The sequence below is a fragment of the Pseudonocardia sp. Ae505_Ps2 genome (assembly GCF_001932425.1).
Lineage (GTDB): Bacteria > Actinomycetota > Actinomycetes > Mycobacteriales > Pseudonocardiaceae > Pseudonocardia.
Window position 1 is genome coordinate 2,046,659 of the sequence record NZ_MCIP01000001.1, and the last position, 15,062, is coordinate 2,061,720.

Annotated in this window: 14 protein-coding genes; 8 read left to right on the forward strand and 6 right to left on the reverse strand. The window is 74.3% G+C overall.

Annotation, left to right across the window (positions count from 1 at the left end):
- The first annotated feature begins 54 nt into the window (after nucleotides 1-54).
- On the forward strand, nucleotides 55-1,275 hold the full coding sequence (locus tag Ae505Ps2_RS09680; RefSeq protein WP_020626312.1) for an oxygenase MpaB family protein: 1,221 nt from the start codon (nucleotides 55-57) through the stop codon (nucleotides 1,273-1,275).
- A 16-nt stretch (nucleotides 1,276-1,291) separates the two neighbouring features.
- Here the strand turns inward: Ae505Ps2_RS09680 and Ae505Ps2_RS09685 are convergent, their stop codons facing one another.
- Both Ae505Ps2_RS09685 and Ae505Ps2_RS09690 read right to left on the reverse strand, forming a co-directional pair.
- Complete coding sequence (locus Ae505Ps2_RS09685) at nucleotides 1,292-2,494, reverse strand: acyl-CoA dehydrogenase family protein (protein WP_075308701.1); 1,203 nt, start codon at nucleotides 2,492-2,494, stop codon at nucleotides 1,292-1,294.
- A gap of 117 nt (nucleotides 2,495-2,611) precedes the next feature.
- Complete coding sequence (locus tag Ae505Ps2_RS09690; protein ID WP_075308699.1) at nucleotides 2,612-3,430, reverse strand: SDR family NAD(P)-dependent oxidoreductase; 819 nt, start codon at nucleotides 3,428-3,430, stop codon at nucleotides 2,612-2,614.
- A gap of 116 nt (nucleotides 3,431-3,546) precedes the next feature.
- On the opposite strand from Ae505Ps2_RS09690, the gene Ae505Ps2_RS09695 reads away from it, so the two are divergent.
- Entirely contained in the window at nucleotides 3,547-4,431 is an 885-nt protein-coding gene (locus Ae505Ps2_RS09695) for a LysR family transcriptional regulator (protein ID WP_249265380.1), read from the forward strand.
- Here the strand turns inward: Ae505Ps2_RS09695 and Ae505Ps2_RS09700 are convergent.
- From Ae505Ps2_RS09700 to Ae505Ps2_RS09710, 3 genes are all read right to left on the reverse strand, one after another.
- Nucleotides 4,421-4,810, reverse strand: a complete 390-nt coding sequence (locus Ae505Ps2_RS09700) for a VOC family protein (RefSeq protein WP_020626316.1) — start codon at nucleotides 4,808-4,810, stop codon at nucleotides 4,421-4,423. The two genes, Ae505Ps2_RS09695 and Ae505Ps2_RS09700, sit on opposite strands and share 11 nt — an antisense overlap.
- Before the next feature lie 29 nt (nucleotides 4,811-4,839).
- Nucleotides 4,840-9,249, reverse strand: coding sequence for an ATP-dependent RNA helicase HrpA (gene hrpA / locus Ae505Ps2_RS09705; protein WP_084786239.1), 4,410 nt, complete (start codon nucleotides 9,247-9,249; stop codon nucleotides 4,840-4,842).
- Between the two features lie 249 nt (nucleotides 9,250-9,498).
- The gene (locus tag Ae505Ps2_RS09710; RefSeq protein WP_075308695.1) at nucleotides 9,499-9,972 is read right to left on the reverse strand and encodes a MarR family transcriptional regulator; all 474 of its coding nucleotides are present in this window, start codon (nucleotides 9,970-9,972) and stop codon (nucleotides 9,499-9,501) included.
- Between the two features lie 59 nt (nucleotides 9,973-10,031).
- On the opposite strand from Ae505Ps2_RS09710, the gene Ae505Ps2_RS09715 reads away from it, so the two are divergent.
- The 4 genes from Ae505Ps2_RS09715 to Ae505Ps2_RS09730 are packed head-to-tail and all read left to right on the forward strand — an operon-like array spanning nucleotide 10,032 to nucleotide 12,515.
- On the forward strand, nucleotides 10,032-10,613 hold the full coding sequence (locus Ae505Ps2_RS09715; protein ID WP_075308693.1) for a UbiX family flavin prenyltransferase: 582 nt from the start codon (nucleotides 10,032-10,034) through the stop codon (nucleotides 10,611-10,613).
- Nucleotides 10,613-12,046: a non-oxidative hydroxyarylic acid decarboxylases subunit C gene (locus Ae505Ps2_RS09720; RefSeq protein WP_075553574.1), complete on the forward strand. Its 1,434-nt coding sequence runs from the start codon at nucleotides 10,613-10,615 to the stop codon at nucleotides 12,044-12,046. Before Ae505Ps2_RS09715 ends, Ae505Ps2_RS09720 begins: the two co-directional genes overlap by 1 nt.
- Complete coding sequence (locus Ae505Ps2_RS09725; protein WP_020622623.1) at nucleotides 12,046-12,270, forward strand: non-oxidative hydroxyarylic acid decarboxylases subunit D; 225 nt, start codon at nucleotides 12,046-12,048, stop codon at nucleotides 12,268-12,270. The genes Ae505Ps2_RS09720 and Ae505Ps2_RS09725 overlap by 1 nt, the downstream gene beginning before the upstream one ends.
- Entirely contained in the window at nucleotides 12,267-12,515 is a 249-nt protein-coding gene (locus Ae505Ps2_RS09730; RefSeq protein WP_075308689.1) for a hypothetical protein, read from the forward strand. The genes Ae505Ps2_RS09725 and Ae505Ps2_RS09730 overlap by 4 nt, the downstream gene beginning before the upstream one ends.
- A gap of 7 nt (nucleotides 12,516-12,522) precedes the next feature.
- Here Ae505Ps2_RS09730 and Ae505Ps2_RS09735 read toward each other — a convergent pair whose 3' ends face one another.
- The gene (locus Ae505Ps2_RS09735; RefSeq protein ID WP_075308687.1) at nucleotides 12,523-13,353 is read right to left on the reverse strand and encodes a serine hydrolase domain-containing protein; all 831 of its coding nucleotides are present in this window, start codon (nucleotides 13,351-13,353) and stop codon (nucleotides 12,523-12,525) included.
- 88 nt (nucleotides 13,354-13,441) lie between these two features.
- Here Ae505Ps2_RS09735 and Ae505Ps2_RS09740 point away from each other — a divergent pair, with 88 nt between their 5' ends.
- Both Ae505Ps2_RS09740 and Ae505Ps2_RS09745 read left to right on the forward strand, forming a co-directional pair.
- A complete protein-coding gene (locus tag Ae505Ps2_RS09740) occupies nucleotides 13,442-14,203 on the forward strand; it encodes an alpha/beta hydrolase (RefSeq protein ID WP_075308686.1) in 762 nt (253 codons plus the stop codon).
- A complete protein-coding gene (locus tag Ae505Ps2_RS09745; RefSeq protein ID WP_020622627.1) occupies nucleotides 14,200-15,030 on the forward strand; it encodes a DUF72 domain-containing protein in 831 nt (276 codons plus the stop codon). Before Ae505Ps2_RS09740 ends, Ae505Ps2_RS09745 begins: the two co-directional genes overlap by 4 nt.
- Nucleotides 15,031-15,062: the final 32 nt, after the last annotated feature.

The window sequence follows — 15,062 nt, forward strand, 5'->3', positions numbered from 1 at the left end:
GGTGCCCCGGAACGCGCGTTGAAAGCGAGCATTTGCTCGTGTCAGCATTCGTCCATGCTGGCAGAGCCGCCCGTCGCCCCGCGACGCTTCCACAGTGCGCCCGAACGCGCGGCGCGCATCGCCCGTCCGCTCGGCCTGGTCGCCGGGGTCCGCGACCCCGACCCGGCACTGCTGGCCGAGATCGGCCGCCGGATGCTCACCCGCGACGAGACCGGCGCCGCCCTGGCCCGCGCGATGGGCCGCGACCGAGACGACCCGCAGCGGGTGACCATGCGCGCCCTGCACACCGCGCTCGCCGCGGGTGCCGCGCCGGCCGACGCGCCGCCCGCGCTGCGGGACTTCTTCGCCGCCGTCACCCCGGACCCGGACTGGCTCGACCGGGACCTGCTCGAACGCGGCGCCCGTGCCTACCGCAGGCTCGGCCGCAGCCGCGACGACGTCCTGCTCGGCCTGTCGCTGATCGGCGGCTACCGCTACGGCGGCCCCACCGAGCTGCTCGTCCGCACCGGCGGGCTCACCGGCGCCGGCGCCATGCGACGCCTCGGCGAGACCCAGGCGTGGGCGTTCGCCGTCAGCCGCCCCGGCGGCATGGAGCCCGGTGGGGAGGGCTGGGCGGCCACGCTGCACGTGCGTGCGATGCACGCGCTCGTCGCGGAGCGGTTCGAACGCGGCGACCGCTACGACGTCGACACCCACGGTCTGCCGATCAACCAGTCCGACGCCGCGGCCACGCTCGGGCTGTTCAACAGCACCGCGATCCTCGGCTGCCGCCTGCTCGGACGGCACGTCCCGCGTGCCGACGGCGCCGCGATCATGCACCTGTGGCGCTACGTCGGGTGGCTCATCGGCGTCGACGACGACTGGCTGTTCGACAGCGAGCGCGAGCAGAACGCGTTCAACCACCACATCGTGCTGGCCCAGGGCGAGGTCACCCCGGCAGGCCCGCAGCTCGCGGGCGCCCTGGTCGAGGGGCTGCGCAGCGAGCGGACCGGCGGCCGGATCGACCGGCTCCGCGGCGCCTGGGAGCGGCGACGGCTGCTGTCGCTGCTGCGGGTGTTCCTGCGCGCCGAGGGCCTGCGCGACCTGGACCTGCCGGTGACCGCGCCGTGGATGTGGCCGTCGCAGGTGCTGCGCAACCTGGTCGAGTCGTTGCTCGTCGCGCGGACGGCCCGGGGGCGGCGGTGGCTGGAGCGGCGCTCGGACCGCCGTGTCGAGGCCGACCTGGCCCGCCGGTTCGGCCGCGAGAAGCCCGGCCCGCGCGACCTGCCCGCCTGACCTGTGCCGGCCGGGATCAGGTGAACGCGCTGATCCCGGTCACGTCGCGGCCCACGATGAGGGTCTGGATCGTCTCGGTGCCCTCGAAGGTGTGGATGGCCTCGATGTCGGCCCAGTGCCGCACGACGTGGTGCTCCAGCAGGATGCCGTTGCCACCCAGCAGGTCCCGTGCCTCGGAGAGGATCTTGCGGGCGGTCCGGGTGTTGTGCATCTTCGCCAGCCCCGCGACGGTCGGGGACAGCTTCCCCGCCTCGGCCAGGCGCGCGGACTGCATGCAGTAGAGCTGCATGCCGGTCAGGTCGGCGAGCATCGCGACGAGCCGCTGCTGCACGATCTGGAAGCTCGCCAGCGGCTTGCCGAACTGCTCGCGTTCCAGGGCGTAGCGCAGGGCGGCGTCGTAGCCGGCGGTCGCGTGGCCCAGTGCCATCCAGGCGCAGGTGCCCCGGGTGGTGGCCAGCACCGCGGCGCAGTCGGCGAACGTCCGGGCCCGCGCCAGCCGGTTCTCCTCCGGCACCCGGACCCCGTCCAGCTCGATGTCGGCCTGCCAGAGCGCCCGCAGCGACACCTTCCCCGGGATGACGGTGGCCCGGTATCCCTCCGCCGGGGTCTCGACGACGAACCCGAGCACCTCCCCGGAGTCGGTGTCGCGCGCCCACACGACCACCAGGTCCGCGACGCTGCCGTTGCCGATCCAGCGCTTGGACCCGCGCAGCACCCAGTGGTCGCCGTCGCGGGTCGCGGTGGTCTCCAGCGCGACCGAGTCCGAGCCGTGCATCGGCTCGGTCAGCGCGAACGCGCCGAGGGAGTCCATGGTCGACATCGACGGCAGCCAGCGCTGCTTCTGCTCCTCCGAGCCGCACATCGCGATCGCCTTCATCGCCAGGCCCGCGTGCACCCCGAGGAACGTGCCGAGCGAGCCGTCGCCGCGGTGCAGCTCCATGTGCACGAGGCCGAGCGCGAGCGGGCTCATCCCGGCCGCCCCGTAGCCCTGGATGTCCTCGCCGACGACCCCGAGCTCCGGCAGCCGCCGGAACAGGTGCCAGGGCAGCTCGGCGCGCTCCCAGTAGTCGTTGATGTCGGGGAGGACCTCGGAGTCGACGAACGTGCGGGTGTCGGCGAAGCGCTGCCACTGCTCGTCGGTGAACTGGTCGCGCACCGAGAAGAAGTCGGTGCCCAGAGCCTCGCCCAGCTCGGTGTACGGGGTGGTCGGTGCGGTCATGATCGCGGGCCCCTCGCCGTCGACGGAGACCTGATCCTCACACCGATCCGCCGACCCCGCCGGATTCGTGCGGTGGCGAACGCATCCGGTTCCGGTGCGGGCGCCGGCCCGCACCGGTCATCCGGCCCGGACCGGCCCGAACGCTTCCAGGGCCACGTCCTGCCAGCGCTCCCATTCCGCGATCTGTGCCAGGTACTGCGCTCGGACGGCCTCGAACGACCGGCCGAAGAACACCCGCAGCGGCGGGTCCTCGGCGTCGACGACGGCGAGCAGCGCGGGGACCGTCGCCTCCGGGTCCCCGACGTCGAAGGTTCCCGCGGAGTCCCGGACGTGGTCGTAGTCCGGCAGCGGCGCGCTGTGCCGGGTGGCGTCGAGCCACCCCGTCGCGTACGGGCCGGGCTCGACGTTCGTGACGCGGATCCCGAGCTCGCGGACCTCGCCGGCGAGGGACTGCGTAAGCCCCTCCACCGCCCACTTCGACGCGTGGTACGCGCCGATCCCGGGGAACGCGCGGACGCCACCCTCGCTCGTCACGGTGACGAGATGTCCGCTGCGCTGGCGGCGGAGGACGGGCAGGGCGGCTTGCAGCACCCACAGTGCGCCGAAGAAGTTGGTCTCCATCTGCGCACGGATCTCGTCCTCGCTCAGCTCCTCGACGGCACCGAAGTGCCCGTACCCCGCGTTGTTCACGACGACGTCGAGCCGGCCGAAGTGCTCGACGGTCCGGCGGACGGCGTCGATCACCGCCGGGCGGTCGGTGACGTCGAGCGAGATCGGGAGCACGGCGTCGCCGTGGGCGGCGACGAGGCCGTCGAGCGTGCGCACGTCCCGCGCCGTCGCGGCGACCCGGTCACCGCGCCGCAGCGCGGCCTCGGCCCACAGGCGCCCGAAGCCCCGCGACGCGCCGGTCAGGAACCACACCTTGTCGTTCGTCATGGGTCCAGCGTGCGTCGCTCCAACACATGCGACAAGCGAGACCTGTGCACAACAGACATGAGCAGAACGCATACCATCGACTCATAGCCGAGCTGACCGTCGCCGGGTTGCGGACCGTGTTCGAGGTGGCCCGGCAGGGCTCGTTCAGCGGCGCGGCGACCGTGCTCGGGTACACGCAGTCGGCGGTGTCCCGGCAGGTCGCGGCCACGGAGGCGGCCGCGGGCTCGGAGCTGTTCGAGCGGTTGCCGCGCGGGGTGCGACCGACGGCCGCCGGTGAGGTCGTCATCCGGCGGGCGGGCCGGGTGCTCGCCGAGCTCGACGGCGCGCTCGAGGAGGTCGCCGGAGTGCGCGACCGCTTCGCCGGGAGTCTCGTGGCGTCGGGGTTCCCGACGGCGACGGCGGTGCTGCTGCCGAGGGCCGTCGCCAGGACGCGTGCCCGGCACCCGGGCCTGCGGGTCGCCCTGCAGGAGGCGGCGAGCCCTGTCCAGGTGCGACGGTTGCGTGCCGGACAGGTGGAGGTGGCGGTGGTCGCGGTGGGCGCCGGGCTCCCCGCGCCGGACCTCGACGGCCTGCGTGCCGAGACACTGCACGTCCCCCGTGGCTCGGGAGTCGCCGTCGGCCGGGCGCACCGGCTCGCCGACCGTGACGTGCTCGACGTGGAGGACCTGGTCGGCGAGACCTGGGTGGCCGGAGCGGGCCCGGCCGGCGAGCCGCAGTTCGGCGCGTGGCCGGGCCTGTCCGAGCCGCACATCGGCTACGAGGCGCGCCACTGGGCGACCCGGTTCGGGCTGGTCGCCGCCGGGCTGGCCGTCACCGTGGTGCCCGGCCTCGCCGCGGACTCGGTGCCGCGTGACGTGCGCTGGATCCCGGTGCGCAACCCGGTCGTGCCGGACCGTGCGCTGCTCGCGGTCACCGCCGGCGCGCCGTCGGGCGCGGCCTCGGCTCTCGTGCGGGCGATCCGCGAGGAGGCGGCGGCATTGGGTGCGCCCGCTACTCCTTGACCAGGCAGAACGGGTGCCCGATCGGGTCGAGGAACACCCGGAAGCTCGCCGGCGCGGGCTGGACGTCGTGCTTGCGCGCCCCGATCGCCAGCACCGCGGCCTCCCCGGCGTCGAGGTCGGGCACGACGAAGTCGACGTGTCCGCGCTGCGGGCGCACCTGCCCGGGCCACTCGGGCGGGGTGAACTCCCCCTCGGAGATCTGTTGGAACGCCAGCGTGGCGCCCGCCCCACCCGGGTCGAGCTCGACCCAGTCCGGGTCGGCGTCGGTGGGACCGATCACCGGCCAGCCGGTGATCGCCGAGTAGAACCGGGCGAGCTCCATCGGGTCCGGGCAGTCGAGTGCGAAGAGACGGAACATGGCGATCGGCGCATCGGTCATGGTCGCAGTGTGCCCGCGACCCCCGACAGTCACAGCTCGTCGATCGCCCGCTCGATCCGCCGCACCGACACCGGGTGCCGGGTCTTCATCGGGTGGGCGTAGAGCGAGATGCGCAGCTCCTCGACCATCCAGCCGATCTCCCGCAGCGCCGGCGACGGCTCGGTGCCCTCGGGCAGCGCGGCGAGCAGCCCGCGGTACTCGGCCTCGACCGGAGCGATCTCGGCGGTCCACCGGGCGTCGCGGGCGGGGTCGGCGCGCAGCTTCTCCAGCCGCAGCTCGCAGCCCTGCAGGTAGCGCTTCACGTCGCCGAGCCGGTTCGCGCCGGCGGCGGTGACGAAGCCCGGCGCGGTCAGCCGGCCCACGACCGCCGTCACGTCGGCGACGCCGTCGCGGGTGGCCGGGCCGCGCAGGTCCGCCAGCGCCGCACCCACCCGGTGCCACACCTCCAGCACGCCGCGGACGGCGTCGAGGACCTGCAGCGTCGTCGACGGCAGCCGCATCCGCAGCAGCTCCGCGAGCCGCGCGTACTGCGCCTCGTCGAACGGGTCCCCGCCGCCACGGACCATCAGGTGGTCGGCGGCGGCGGTGGTGCAGTCGTCGAGCAGGGCGTCGAGCGAGCCGTGCGGGTTGCGCGACAGGGCCAGCCGCGCCCGGTTGTCCAGACCGCGCTGCACCTGCTTGCCCGGGTGGGTGGTGTTGCGGAGCAGGAGCCGCCGGGCGCCGCGGTGGTGGGCTGGGTCGCGCTCGGACGCCGTCGCGTACACCCGGACGTCGGCGCTCGTGCCGCGGTCGCGCAGGCCCGGGTAGCCGGTGACCGTGTGCGCGCCGCGCCGGATCGGCAGCTCGCGGGGGAGCTCGCCGATCGTCCACGACGTCAGCCCGGTCGCCTCGACGTCGCTGCCCGCGGCGGCCAGCTCCTCCCGCACCTTCGGGGCGAGGGCGCGGCGCAGCCGGTCCAGGTCGGTGTCGCGGGCCAGCTCGGCACCGGACTCGTCGAGCACCCGGAACGTCACCGTGAGGTGCTCGGGCAGCCGCTCCAGCTCCCAGTCCTCGCGCCGGATGTGCACGTCGCGCATCCGGCCGAGCTCGTCCTCCAGGACGTCCAGCAGCGGGCGTCGGCCGGTCTCGCCGCGCAGCCGGGCCAGCACCGCCTTCGCGTGGTCCGGGGCCGGGGAGAAGTTGCGGCGCAGGTTCCGCGGCAGCGTCCGGATCAACGCGGTGACGAGCTCCTCGCGCAGCCCCGGCACCTGCCAGGTGAACGGCGTCGGGTCGACCTGGTTCAGCGCCGCCACCGGCACGTCGACGGTCACACCGTCCTCGTGGTGGCCCGGCTCGGACGCGTAGGACAGCGGCAGCGTCAGCCCGCCCGCCTCGACGTGGTCGGGGTAGTGGTTGCGGTCGACCTGCTTCGCGGCCTCGGTCGCGAGCATCTCCTCGGTGTAGGTCAGCCGGTCCGGGGATCGCTTCGACTCCCGCTTCCACCAGCGGTCGAAGTGCGCACCGGAGACGACGTCGGCGGGAACCCGCTCGTCGTAGAAGGCGAACAGGGTGTCCTCGTCGACGACGAGGTCGCGCCGCCGGGCCCGGTGCTCCAGCTCCTCGACGCTGTCGAGCAGCTCCCGGTTGGCGTGGAAGAACGGGTGCCGGGTTTCCCAGTCGCCCTCGACGAGAGCGTGGCGCAGGAACAGGTCGCGGCTCACCTCGGCGTCGATCCGGCCGTAGGCGACGGTGCGGTCCGCGACCAGCGGCAGCCCGTGCAGGGTGACCCGCTCGGTCGCGACGGCGCTCCCGCGCTTGCGTGACCAGCGCGGTTCCGAATATGTCTTCTTGACGAGATGTTCGGCGAGCGGCTCGATCCAGTCCGGCTGCACCGGTGCGACGGTCCGTGCCCACAATCTCGTCGTCTCGACGAGTTCGGCGGCCATCACCCAGCGCGGGGGCTTGCGCGCCAGCCCCGAGCCGGGCCAGATCGCGAACTTCGCGCCGCGGGCTCCGAGATAGTCCTTCGGCCCCTTCCGCTCCTTCTTCCCGTCTCTGCCGTTCCCCGTGCCCTTCCCTGTGCTCTTCTCGGAGAGCGGGTCCTGCATGCCGACCTGCGACAGCAGACCGGCGAGGACGGACTGGTGGATCCGGTCGGCGTGCCGCGGCCACTCGGGGTCGTGGTCGTTGACCTCCATGCCGGAGCTGCGCGCGGCCTGCCGGAGCTGGCCGTGCAGGTCCCACCACTCGCGCACGCGCAGGTAGTGCAGGAAGTCCTCGCGCAGCTCGCGCCGGAACCGGCTGCCCGACAGCTCGTCGCGGCGCTGCTGCAGGTGGTCCCACAGCCGCAGGAACGCGAGGAAGTCCGAGCCGTCCTCGGCGAAGCGGCGGTGCCGCTCGTCGGCGGCCTGGCGCTGCTCGGTCGGCCGCTCGCGAGGGTCCTGCACGCTCAGCGCGGCCGCGATGACCAGCACCTCGCGCAGGCAGCCGTTGCGGTGCGCCTCGACGAGCATCCGGCCCAGCCGGGGGTCCACCGGCAGCCGCGCCAGTGACTGCCCGACGGCGGTCAGCGAGCGCCGGTCCGGACGCAGCGCACCGAGCTCGTGCAGCAGGTCCAGACCGTCGGCGACGGCGCGCCGGTCCGGCGGCTCGACGAACGGGAACTCCGAGATCTCGCCCAGGTCCAGGGCGATCATCTGCAGCACGACCGACGCCAGGTTGGTCCGCAGGATCTCCGGGTCGGTGAACTCGGGGCGGTCGTCGAAGTCGTCCTCGGCGTACAGCCGGATCGCGATGCCGTCCGAGGTGCGGCCGCAGCGACCGGAGCGTTGGTTCGCCGAGGCCTGGGAGATCTTCTCGATCGGCAGCCGCTGCACCTTGAGGCGGCGCGAGTAGCGCGAGATGCGCGCGGTCCCGGTGTCGACGACGTAGCGGACGCCGGGGACGGTCAGCGAGGTCTCGGCGACGTTGGTGGCCAGCACGACCCGGTTGCCTGCGTGCGGCGCCCACACGCGCTGCTGCTCGGCCGTCGACAGGCGGGCGTAGAGCGGCAGGATCTCGGTGTTCCGCAGGTTGCGCCGCTCCAGTGCCTCGGTGGCCTCCCGGATCTCGCGCTCACCGGGCAGGAACACCAGCACGTCGCCCGGGCCCTCGCGCTGCAGCTCGACGACGGCGTCGCCGATCGCGTCGTCCAGCTGCCGGTCGGGGTCGGCGTCGGGGTCGTCGGGGTCGACGACGGGCCGGTACCGCACCTCCACCGGGAACGTGCGCCCGGAGACCTCGACGATCGGCGCGGGGGTCGGCTCGCCGCTCTCCGAGGCCGTGCCGAAGTGCCGGGCGAAGCGCTCCGGGTCGATCGTCGCGGAGGTGATGACGACCTTGAGGTCGGGACGGCGGGGGAGCAGCCGGGTCAGGTACCCGAGGATGAAGTCGATGTTGAGGCTGCGCTCGTGCGCCTCGTCGATGATCAGCGTGTCGTAGGCCAGCAGGTCCTTGTCCCCGGCCAGCTCGGCCAGCAGGATGCCGTCGGTCATCAGCTTGACCATGGTCGAGTCGCCGACGGCGTCGGTGAACCGGACCTTCCAACCGACCGCCCCGCCGAGCTCGACGCCCAGCTCCTCGGCGATCCGGGTGGCGACGGTGCGCGCGGCGAGCCGCCGCGGCTGGGTGTGCCCGATCATCCCGTGCACACCGCGGCCCAGCTCGAGGCAGATCTTCGGCAGCTGCGTCGTCTTCCCGGAGCCGGTCTCCCCGGCGACGATCACGACCTGGTTGTCGCGGATCGCGTCGGCGATCTCCTCGCGGCGCGCGGAGACCGGCAGCGTCGCGGGGTAGGAGATCCGCGGCAGCGCGGCGCGCCGGCGCGCGACGCGGTGCTCGGCCTTCGCGACGGCGTCGGCGACCCGCTGCTGGGCGCGCCCGTCGCGGGCCCGGTCCAGCCGGCCGCGCAGGCGCTCGGCCTCGGCCGGGCCGAGGGAGTCGAGGCGCTCGCGCAGGGCGGTGAGCTCGGCGTCGTCGAGCGGGGGGAGCGGCGGCTCGGCGTCGCGGCCCCCGCCGGTGCCCCGGCGCGGCCGGCCGGCGTCGGTCTCTGCGGCCGGGGTGGGGCCCGAGGGGTCCGGGCCGTCGCGGTCGGGGCCGCGACGGCCGGGCTGGTCGGGGCCGGGCGCCGTGACGGCAGCGCGCCGACCCCGAGGCCCGCGGCGGCGCTGCGTCGATGCACGGCGGCGCTGCTGATCGCGGGCCGGGACGCCGCGCGCGGCGCCCTCCGTCCCGGGGGCGGCCTGCGCTGCGGCGAGGTCCGATGAGGTGGTCTCGTGTGGAGGTGTGTCCTGCGGGGTGCCGGAGTTCCCGCCGCGCGGCTGGTGCTCGCCCCGGGCGCCGGGTCGGCGGCGGGGTCGGCGCGGTCGGTCGTGCGACGACGGCTGTGCGGAGGTCGGAGACGGGACGGGTTCGCTGGACATCGTTCGTTCAGTCTGCCTGCTCGCCCGGGACCGGGCGCGCGCCGACCATGGTGACCGGCCTCGCAGGCGTCGTCGAATGGATTTCGAGAAGGGGAGGTATGGGGTCCGAACCGGACGCCGGTCGCCTCGCGGCGAGTGGCGCATCGTGGCTCCAGCCGAACGGAACTCCACGGTGGCGGTTATCTATTGCGGCCCGGGGACTCGGTTCGCCCGGCTCGGACAGTCGTTCCAACGGGCGGGGGTCGCGGTTCATTCCCGCCCCGGGTGAGGAATCCCGGACGACTCCCCGTCCCCGTCGGGCTCTGCCGCGGCGAGCCGGGCCAGCAGGTCGCGCAGCCGGGTCCGGTCGGCCCCGTCGAGCGGGGCGAGGAACTCGGCGGCCAGCGCGCGGGCCTCGGTCGCGGCCCCGGCGGCCAGGCGTTCGCCCTCGTCGGTGAGGTGGACCAGCCGACGTCGCTGGTCGGTCTCGGACCGGGTGCGGGTCAGCCAGCCGTTGCGCTCCATCCGGCGCAGCAGCTCGGTGGTGGTGCCCTTGTCGGTCGCCGCGAGCGACCCGAGCGTGACCTGGTCGATCCCGGGCCGGCGGCGCAGCGCGTCGAGCATCGCGTACTGCGGCTTGGTCAGCTGCGGGACGCGTTGCTGCCAGGCCGCGGTGTGGGACTGCAGGACCCGGCGGAGCAGGTGCACGACCGCCTCGTCGGCACCCGGGTTGCGCTCGATCATGCGACGAGTATAGTTCGTATTCAAACAGTTAGTATACGAACTAGTTGGGAGGTGGCCCGGTGCGACTCGTCGTGGGGATCACCGGCGCGACCGGCGCGATCCTCGGGATCCGTCTGCTGGAGGCGCTGCGCGAGGCCGAGGTCGACACGCATCTCGTGCTCTCCAAGTGGGCGCGGGCGACGATCGTCGAGGAGACCGGCTGGACGGTGCCCGAGGTCGAGGCGCTGGCCGGGACCGCACATCCGTTCGGGGACCAGGCCGCGTCGATCTCGTCCGGCTCGTTCCGGACCGACGGGATGGTCGTCGTCCCCTGCTCGATGAAGACGCTCGCGCAGATCCGGCACGGGATCGCCGACGGGCTCGTCGCCCGCGCCGCCGACGTCACGATCAAGGAGGACCGGAAGCTGGTCCTCGTGCCGCGGGAGACCCCGCTGTCGGAGATCCACCTCGAGAACATGCTGGCCCTGCGCCGCACCGGGGTGCGGATCGTCCCGCCGATGCCCGCCTTCTACAACCACCCGGCCGGACTGGACGACGTCGTCGACCACGTCGTCGCACGCATCTGCGACCAGTTCGACCTGCCCGCCCCGCGGGCCCGCCGCTGGACCGGCGGGTCCGCCCGTCAGAGGAGGAGCGCCTGATGGACACCTTCCGCGACTACCTGGCCGAGCTCGAGCGGCACGGCCAGCTCCTGCGCATCGACGACGAGGTGAAGGCCGAGCCCGACCTCGGTGCCGCCGGTGCCGCCGCACCGAAGCTCGGCGACCGAGCCCCCGCGCTGCTGTTCACCGACGTCGCCGGGTTCCGCGACCCGAACATCGTGCTCAACGCGCACGGCTCCTGGGCCAACCACGCCGTCGCGCTCGGGCTGCCGCCGGAGACCCCGGTGCGTGAGCAGGTCGAGGAGTTCGGCCGTCGCTGGGACGCCTTCCCGGTGCCGGTCGAGCGGCGCGCCGACCCGCCGTTCGCGGAGAACACCGTCGCCGGCGAGGCGGTCGACCTGTTCGCGCTGCTGCCGCTGTTCCGCATCAACGCAGGCGACGGCGGCTTCTACATCGACAAGGCCGCCGTCGTCAGCCGCGACCCCGACGACCCGGACTCCTTCGGCAAGCAGAACCTGGGCATCTACCGGATGGAGGTCCAGGGACCGCGCACGCTCGGGCTGCAGCCCGTCCCGCAGCACGACATCGCGCTGCAGCTGCGCCGCGCCGAGGAGCGCGGCGAGGACCTGCCGGTCGCGATCACGCTCGGCAACGAGCCGACGATCCCGCTGGTCGCGGGCATGCCGATCGCCTACGCCGACAGCGAGTACGAGATGGCGGGCGCCCTGCGCGGCTCACCATGCCCGATCGCCACCGGCCCGGAGACCGGGCTCGACGTCCCGTGGGGCTGCGAGATCCTGCTGGAGGGCGTCGTCCTCGGGCGCGAGCGGCACTTCGAGGGCCCGTTCGGCGAGTTCACCGGGCACTACTCCGGCGGCCGGCGCATGCCGCAGATCCGCATCGACCGGGTGTCCTACCGGACCACGCCCTACTTCGAGCACCTCTACATCGGCATGCCGTGGACCGAGTGCGACTACCTCATCGGGCCCAACACCTGCGACCCGTTGCTCAAGCAGCTGCAGGCCGAGTTCCCCGAGGTGCGCGCGGTCAACGCGATGTACACCCACGGGCTGCTCGCGATCGTCTCGGTCCGCAACCGCTACGGGGGCTTCGCCAAGGCCGTCGGGATGCGGACCATGACCACCCCGCACGGCCTCGGCTACTGCAAGGTCGTGATCTGCGTCGACGACACCGTGGACCCGTTCGACCTGCCCCAGGTCATGTGGGCGCTGTCGACCAAGATGCACCCCGCGCACGACCTGGTGATCCTGCCCGACATGCCGGTGCTGCCGCTGGACCCGGGATCCGACCCGGCCGGCATCACCCACAAGCTGATCATCGATGCCACCACGCCGACCGCCCCGGACGACCGCGGGCACTACTCCCAGCGCGTCGTGCCGCCCGACGACACCGCGGCCTGGGTCGAGCGTCTGGGCCGGCTCGTCGCCGGCGACCGGAAGGAGAACCGCTGATGACCTGCCCCCGCTGCTCCACCGACGGCGCCGCCGTGCTCGCGACCTCCCCGGTCCCCGGGGTGTGGACCGTGCACCGCTGCGGGTTGTGCGGCTTCGTCTGGCGCGACACCGAGCCGCCTGCGGTCCGCGACGCCGCGCACTATCCGGACCGGTTCCGGGTCACCGCCGCCGACGTGGCCGCCGCGGTCGACGTGCCGACCGTGCCGGCGCGCCGGACGTGACCCCGACCCTGATGTGGGAGGCCCGCGCCGCCGACGGCCGCCGCGACGAGCTCCTCGACCACGTGCGCGAGCGGGCCGCCGTCGCGCTGGCCGGTGCGCAGCGCCACGAGCTGTTCGTCGCCGACGGCGGTCGGGTCGTCGTGATCGCGGTCGGGGTGCCGGCCGGGACGACGCTGCCCGAGCCGCCCGGCGAGCTGCTGGCCCGGCCGCCGCACTCCTGGGGCTTCGACCGGGTCGACCCCTGACCTGCCCTCAGCCGGCCGCGAGCGCCGCGAGCACCCCGTCCGTCCACGGCGTCCACGCCTCGACCGCCCACGGCCCGAAGTCGCGGTCGGTCAGGACGACGGCCGCGGCGCCCGCGTCCGGGTCGACCCACAGGAACGTGCCGGACTGCCCGAAGTGCCCGAACGTCCGCGGCGACGAGTGCACCCCGGTCCAGTGCGGGGACTTGCCGTCGCGGATCTCCAGGCCCAGGCCCCAGTCGTTCGGTCGCTGTCGGCCGTAGCCCGGCAGCAGCCCGTCGAGACCGGGGTAGGCGACCGTGGTCGCCTCGGCGACGGTCCGCGGGTCCAGCAGCCGCGGGGCCTGCAGCTCGGCGGCGAAGCGGGTCAGGTCCTCGACGGTCGAGACGGCGCCGGAGCCGGCGGCCCCCTCCAGCCGGGTGTGCCCCATCCCGAGCGGGGTGCAGACGGCCTCGTGCAGGTACTCGGCGAACCCGATGCCGGTCGCGGCCGCGATGGCGTCGGCGAGCACGGCGAAACCGGTGTTGGAGTAGATCCGCTTCTCCCCGGGGGCGGCCTTGACCTCGTCGGTGTCGAACGCCAGGCCGGAGGTGTGCGCGATCAGGTGCCGCACCGTCACACCCTCCGGGCCGGCCGCGTCGTCCCAGTCGACGGCACCCTCCTCGACCGCGACGAGCGCCGCGTAGGCCGAGAGCAGCTTGGTCACCGACGCCAGCGCGAACTCGCGGTCGACGTCGCCCGCAGTGGCGAGCACCGTGCCGTCCGCGGCGACGACGGCGGCGCCCACGTGGTCGACCGGCCAGTCCAGGACCCGGCGCACCGCCGGGGCGAGCTCGGTCACGACTCGAGGTGCGGTCGGGTACGCATGACGTCCATCCTGGCAAACGGGCGGCCGTCCGGCCGCCCCGAGACCGGCCCGGGAGGACGTCGTGCCCCTGCACCACGAGGTGACCGGGTCGGGGCCGCCGCTGCTGCTGATCCAGGGCGGCGCGTCCGAGGCGGGCGCGGCGCGGATGCTCGTCGACGAGCTGGCCGTGACCCACCGGGTGCTCACCTACGACCGACGCGGGATCGGGCGCAGCCCGGCCGACGACGGCCCGGTCCCGCTGACCGCGCACGCCGACGACGCGGCCGGGCTGCTGGCGGGCACCGGGCCCGCTGCCGTCGTGGGGGTGAGCATCGGCGCGGTGATCGGGCTGCTGCTCGCCGTCCGGCACCCGGGCCTGGTCACGACGCTCGTCGCGCACGAGCCACCGCTGCCCGGCCTGGTCCGCGACGCGGCCTTCGAGGCCGCCATGGACCGGGTCGAGGACCTCGTCGCGCGCGACGACATCGGCGCCGCGATCCGGACGATGGCGGAGCTGACCTCCGGCGACGACCCGGTCGAGCCCGGCTACCGGCCCGAGCCGCCGTCGGGGGACCCGCAGCCCGCACTGCGCCGCTTCCTGCGCCACGACGTCCCGGCCGTGCGGGCCGCCCGGATCGACCCGGCCGACGTGACCGCCAGCGGGGTACGGGTGATCCCCACCGGCGGCTACGAGTCGCGCGGGCGCTGGGAGCACCGGTGCGCCGAGGCCCTGGCCGCCGGGATCGGGCGGGGCCTGGTCGAGCTGCCCGGGGGCCACAACGGCCCGGTGACCCACCCGGTTGCGGCCGCCGCCGCGCTGCGCGGGCTGGTCGGTGGCACGTGAGTGGGACGCCCCGGGCCGGCACTGTGCTGGTCGGGACATCGGGGTGGCGCTACCCGCCGTGGCGCGGCACGTTCTACCCACCGGGGCTGGTGCAGCGCCGGGAGCTGGAGTACCTGTCCCGGCAGGTCACCTCGATCGAGATCAACGGGTCGTTCTACTCGCTGCAACGCCCGGAGAACTACCGCGCCTGGGCCGAGCAGGTCCCGGCCGGGTTCGTGTTCGCGGTGAAGGGCCCGCGCTTCGTGACGCACCTGAAGCAGCTGCGCGACGTCGCGGTGCCGGTCGCGAACTTCCTCGCCTCCGGGGTGCTCGGACTGGGCCCCGCACTGGGCCCGGTGCTGTGGCAGCTGCCGCCCCGGATGCGCTTCGACGCCGACCGGGTGGCCCGCTTCCTGGAGCTGCTGCCGTCGACCACCACGGCCGCCGCCCGGGCCGCGACCGGACACGACGAGCGGCTCGACGGCCGGGCGCTCGTCGAGACCGACGCCGACCGCCCGCTGCGGCACGCGGTCGAGCCGCGGCACCCGTCGTTCCGGGACCCGGCGTTCACCGCGCTGCTGCGCGAGCACGGCGTCGCCCTGGTGCAGTCGGACTCGGCGGGCACCTGGCCGGTGTTCGACGAGGTCACCGCCGATCTCGTCTACCTGCGGCTGCACGGCCAGGGCGAGCTCTACGCCGGTGGCTACACCGCCGCGGCGCTCGACGGCTGGGCCGCCCGCATCCGGGCCTGGCGCGACGCCGGGCACGACGTCGTCTGCTACTTCGACAACGACGCGAAGGTCCACGCACCGACCGATGCTCGGGCCCTGCTCGACCGGCTCGGCTGACCTGTTCGGTCCTGTACCCGCACGGCCGAACG

Bases quoted from the DNA above. Each gene is read 5' to 3' on its own strand.
- Ae505Ps2_RS09680 (WP_020626312.1), top strand. From the start codon at position 55: ATGCTGGCAGAGCCGCCCGTCGCCCCGCGACGCTTCCACAGTGCGCCC.
- Ae505Ps2_RS09685 (WP_075308701.1), bottom strand. From the start codon at position 2,494: ATGACCGCACCGACCACCCCGTACACCGAGCTGGGCGAGGCTCTGGGC.
- Ae505Ps2_RS09700 (WP_020626316.1), bottom strand. From the start codon at position 4,810: ATGACCGATGCGCCGATCGCCATGTTCCGTCTCTTCGCACTCGACTGC.
- Ae505Ps2_RS09720 (WP_075553574.1), top strand. From the start codon at position 10,613: ATGGACACCTTCCGCGACTACCTGGCCGAGCTCGAGCGGCACGGCCAG.
- hrpA (WP_084786239.1), bottom strand. From the start codon at position 9,249: ATGTCCAGCGAACCCGTCCCGTCTCCGACCTCCGCACAGCCGTCGTCG.
- Ae505Ps2_RS09725 (WP_020622623.1), top strand. From the start codon at position 12,046: ATGACCTGCCCCCGCTGCTCCACCGACGGCGCCGCCGTGCTCGCGACC.
- Ae505Ps2_RS09710 (WP_075308695.1), bottom strand. From the start codon at position 9,972: ATGATCGAGCGCAACCCGGGTGCCGACGAGGCGGTCGTGCACCTGCTC.
- Ae505Ps2_RS09690 (WP_075308699.1), bottom strand. From the start codon at position 3,430: ATGACGAACGACAAGGTGTGGTTCCTGACCGGCGCGTCGCGGGGCTTC.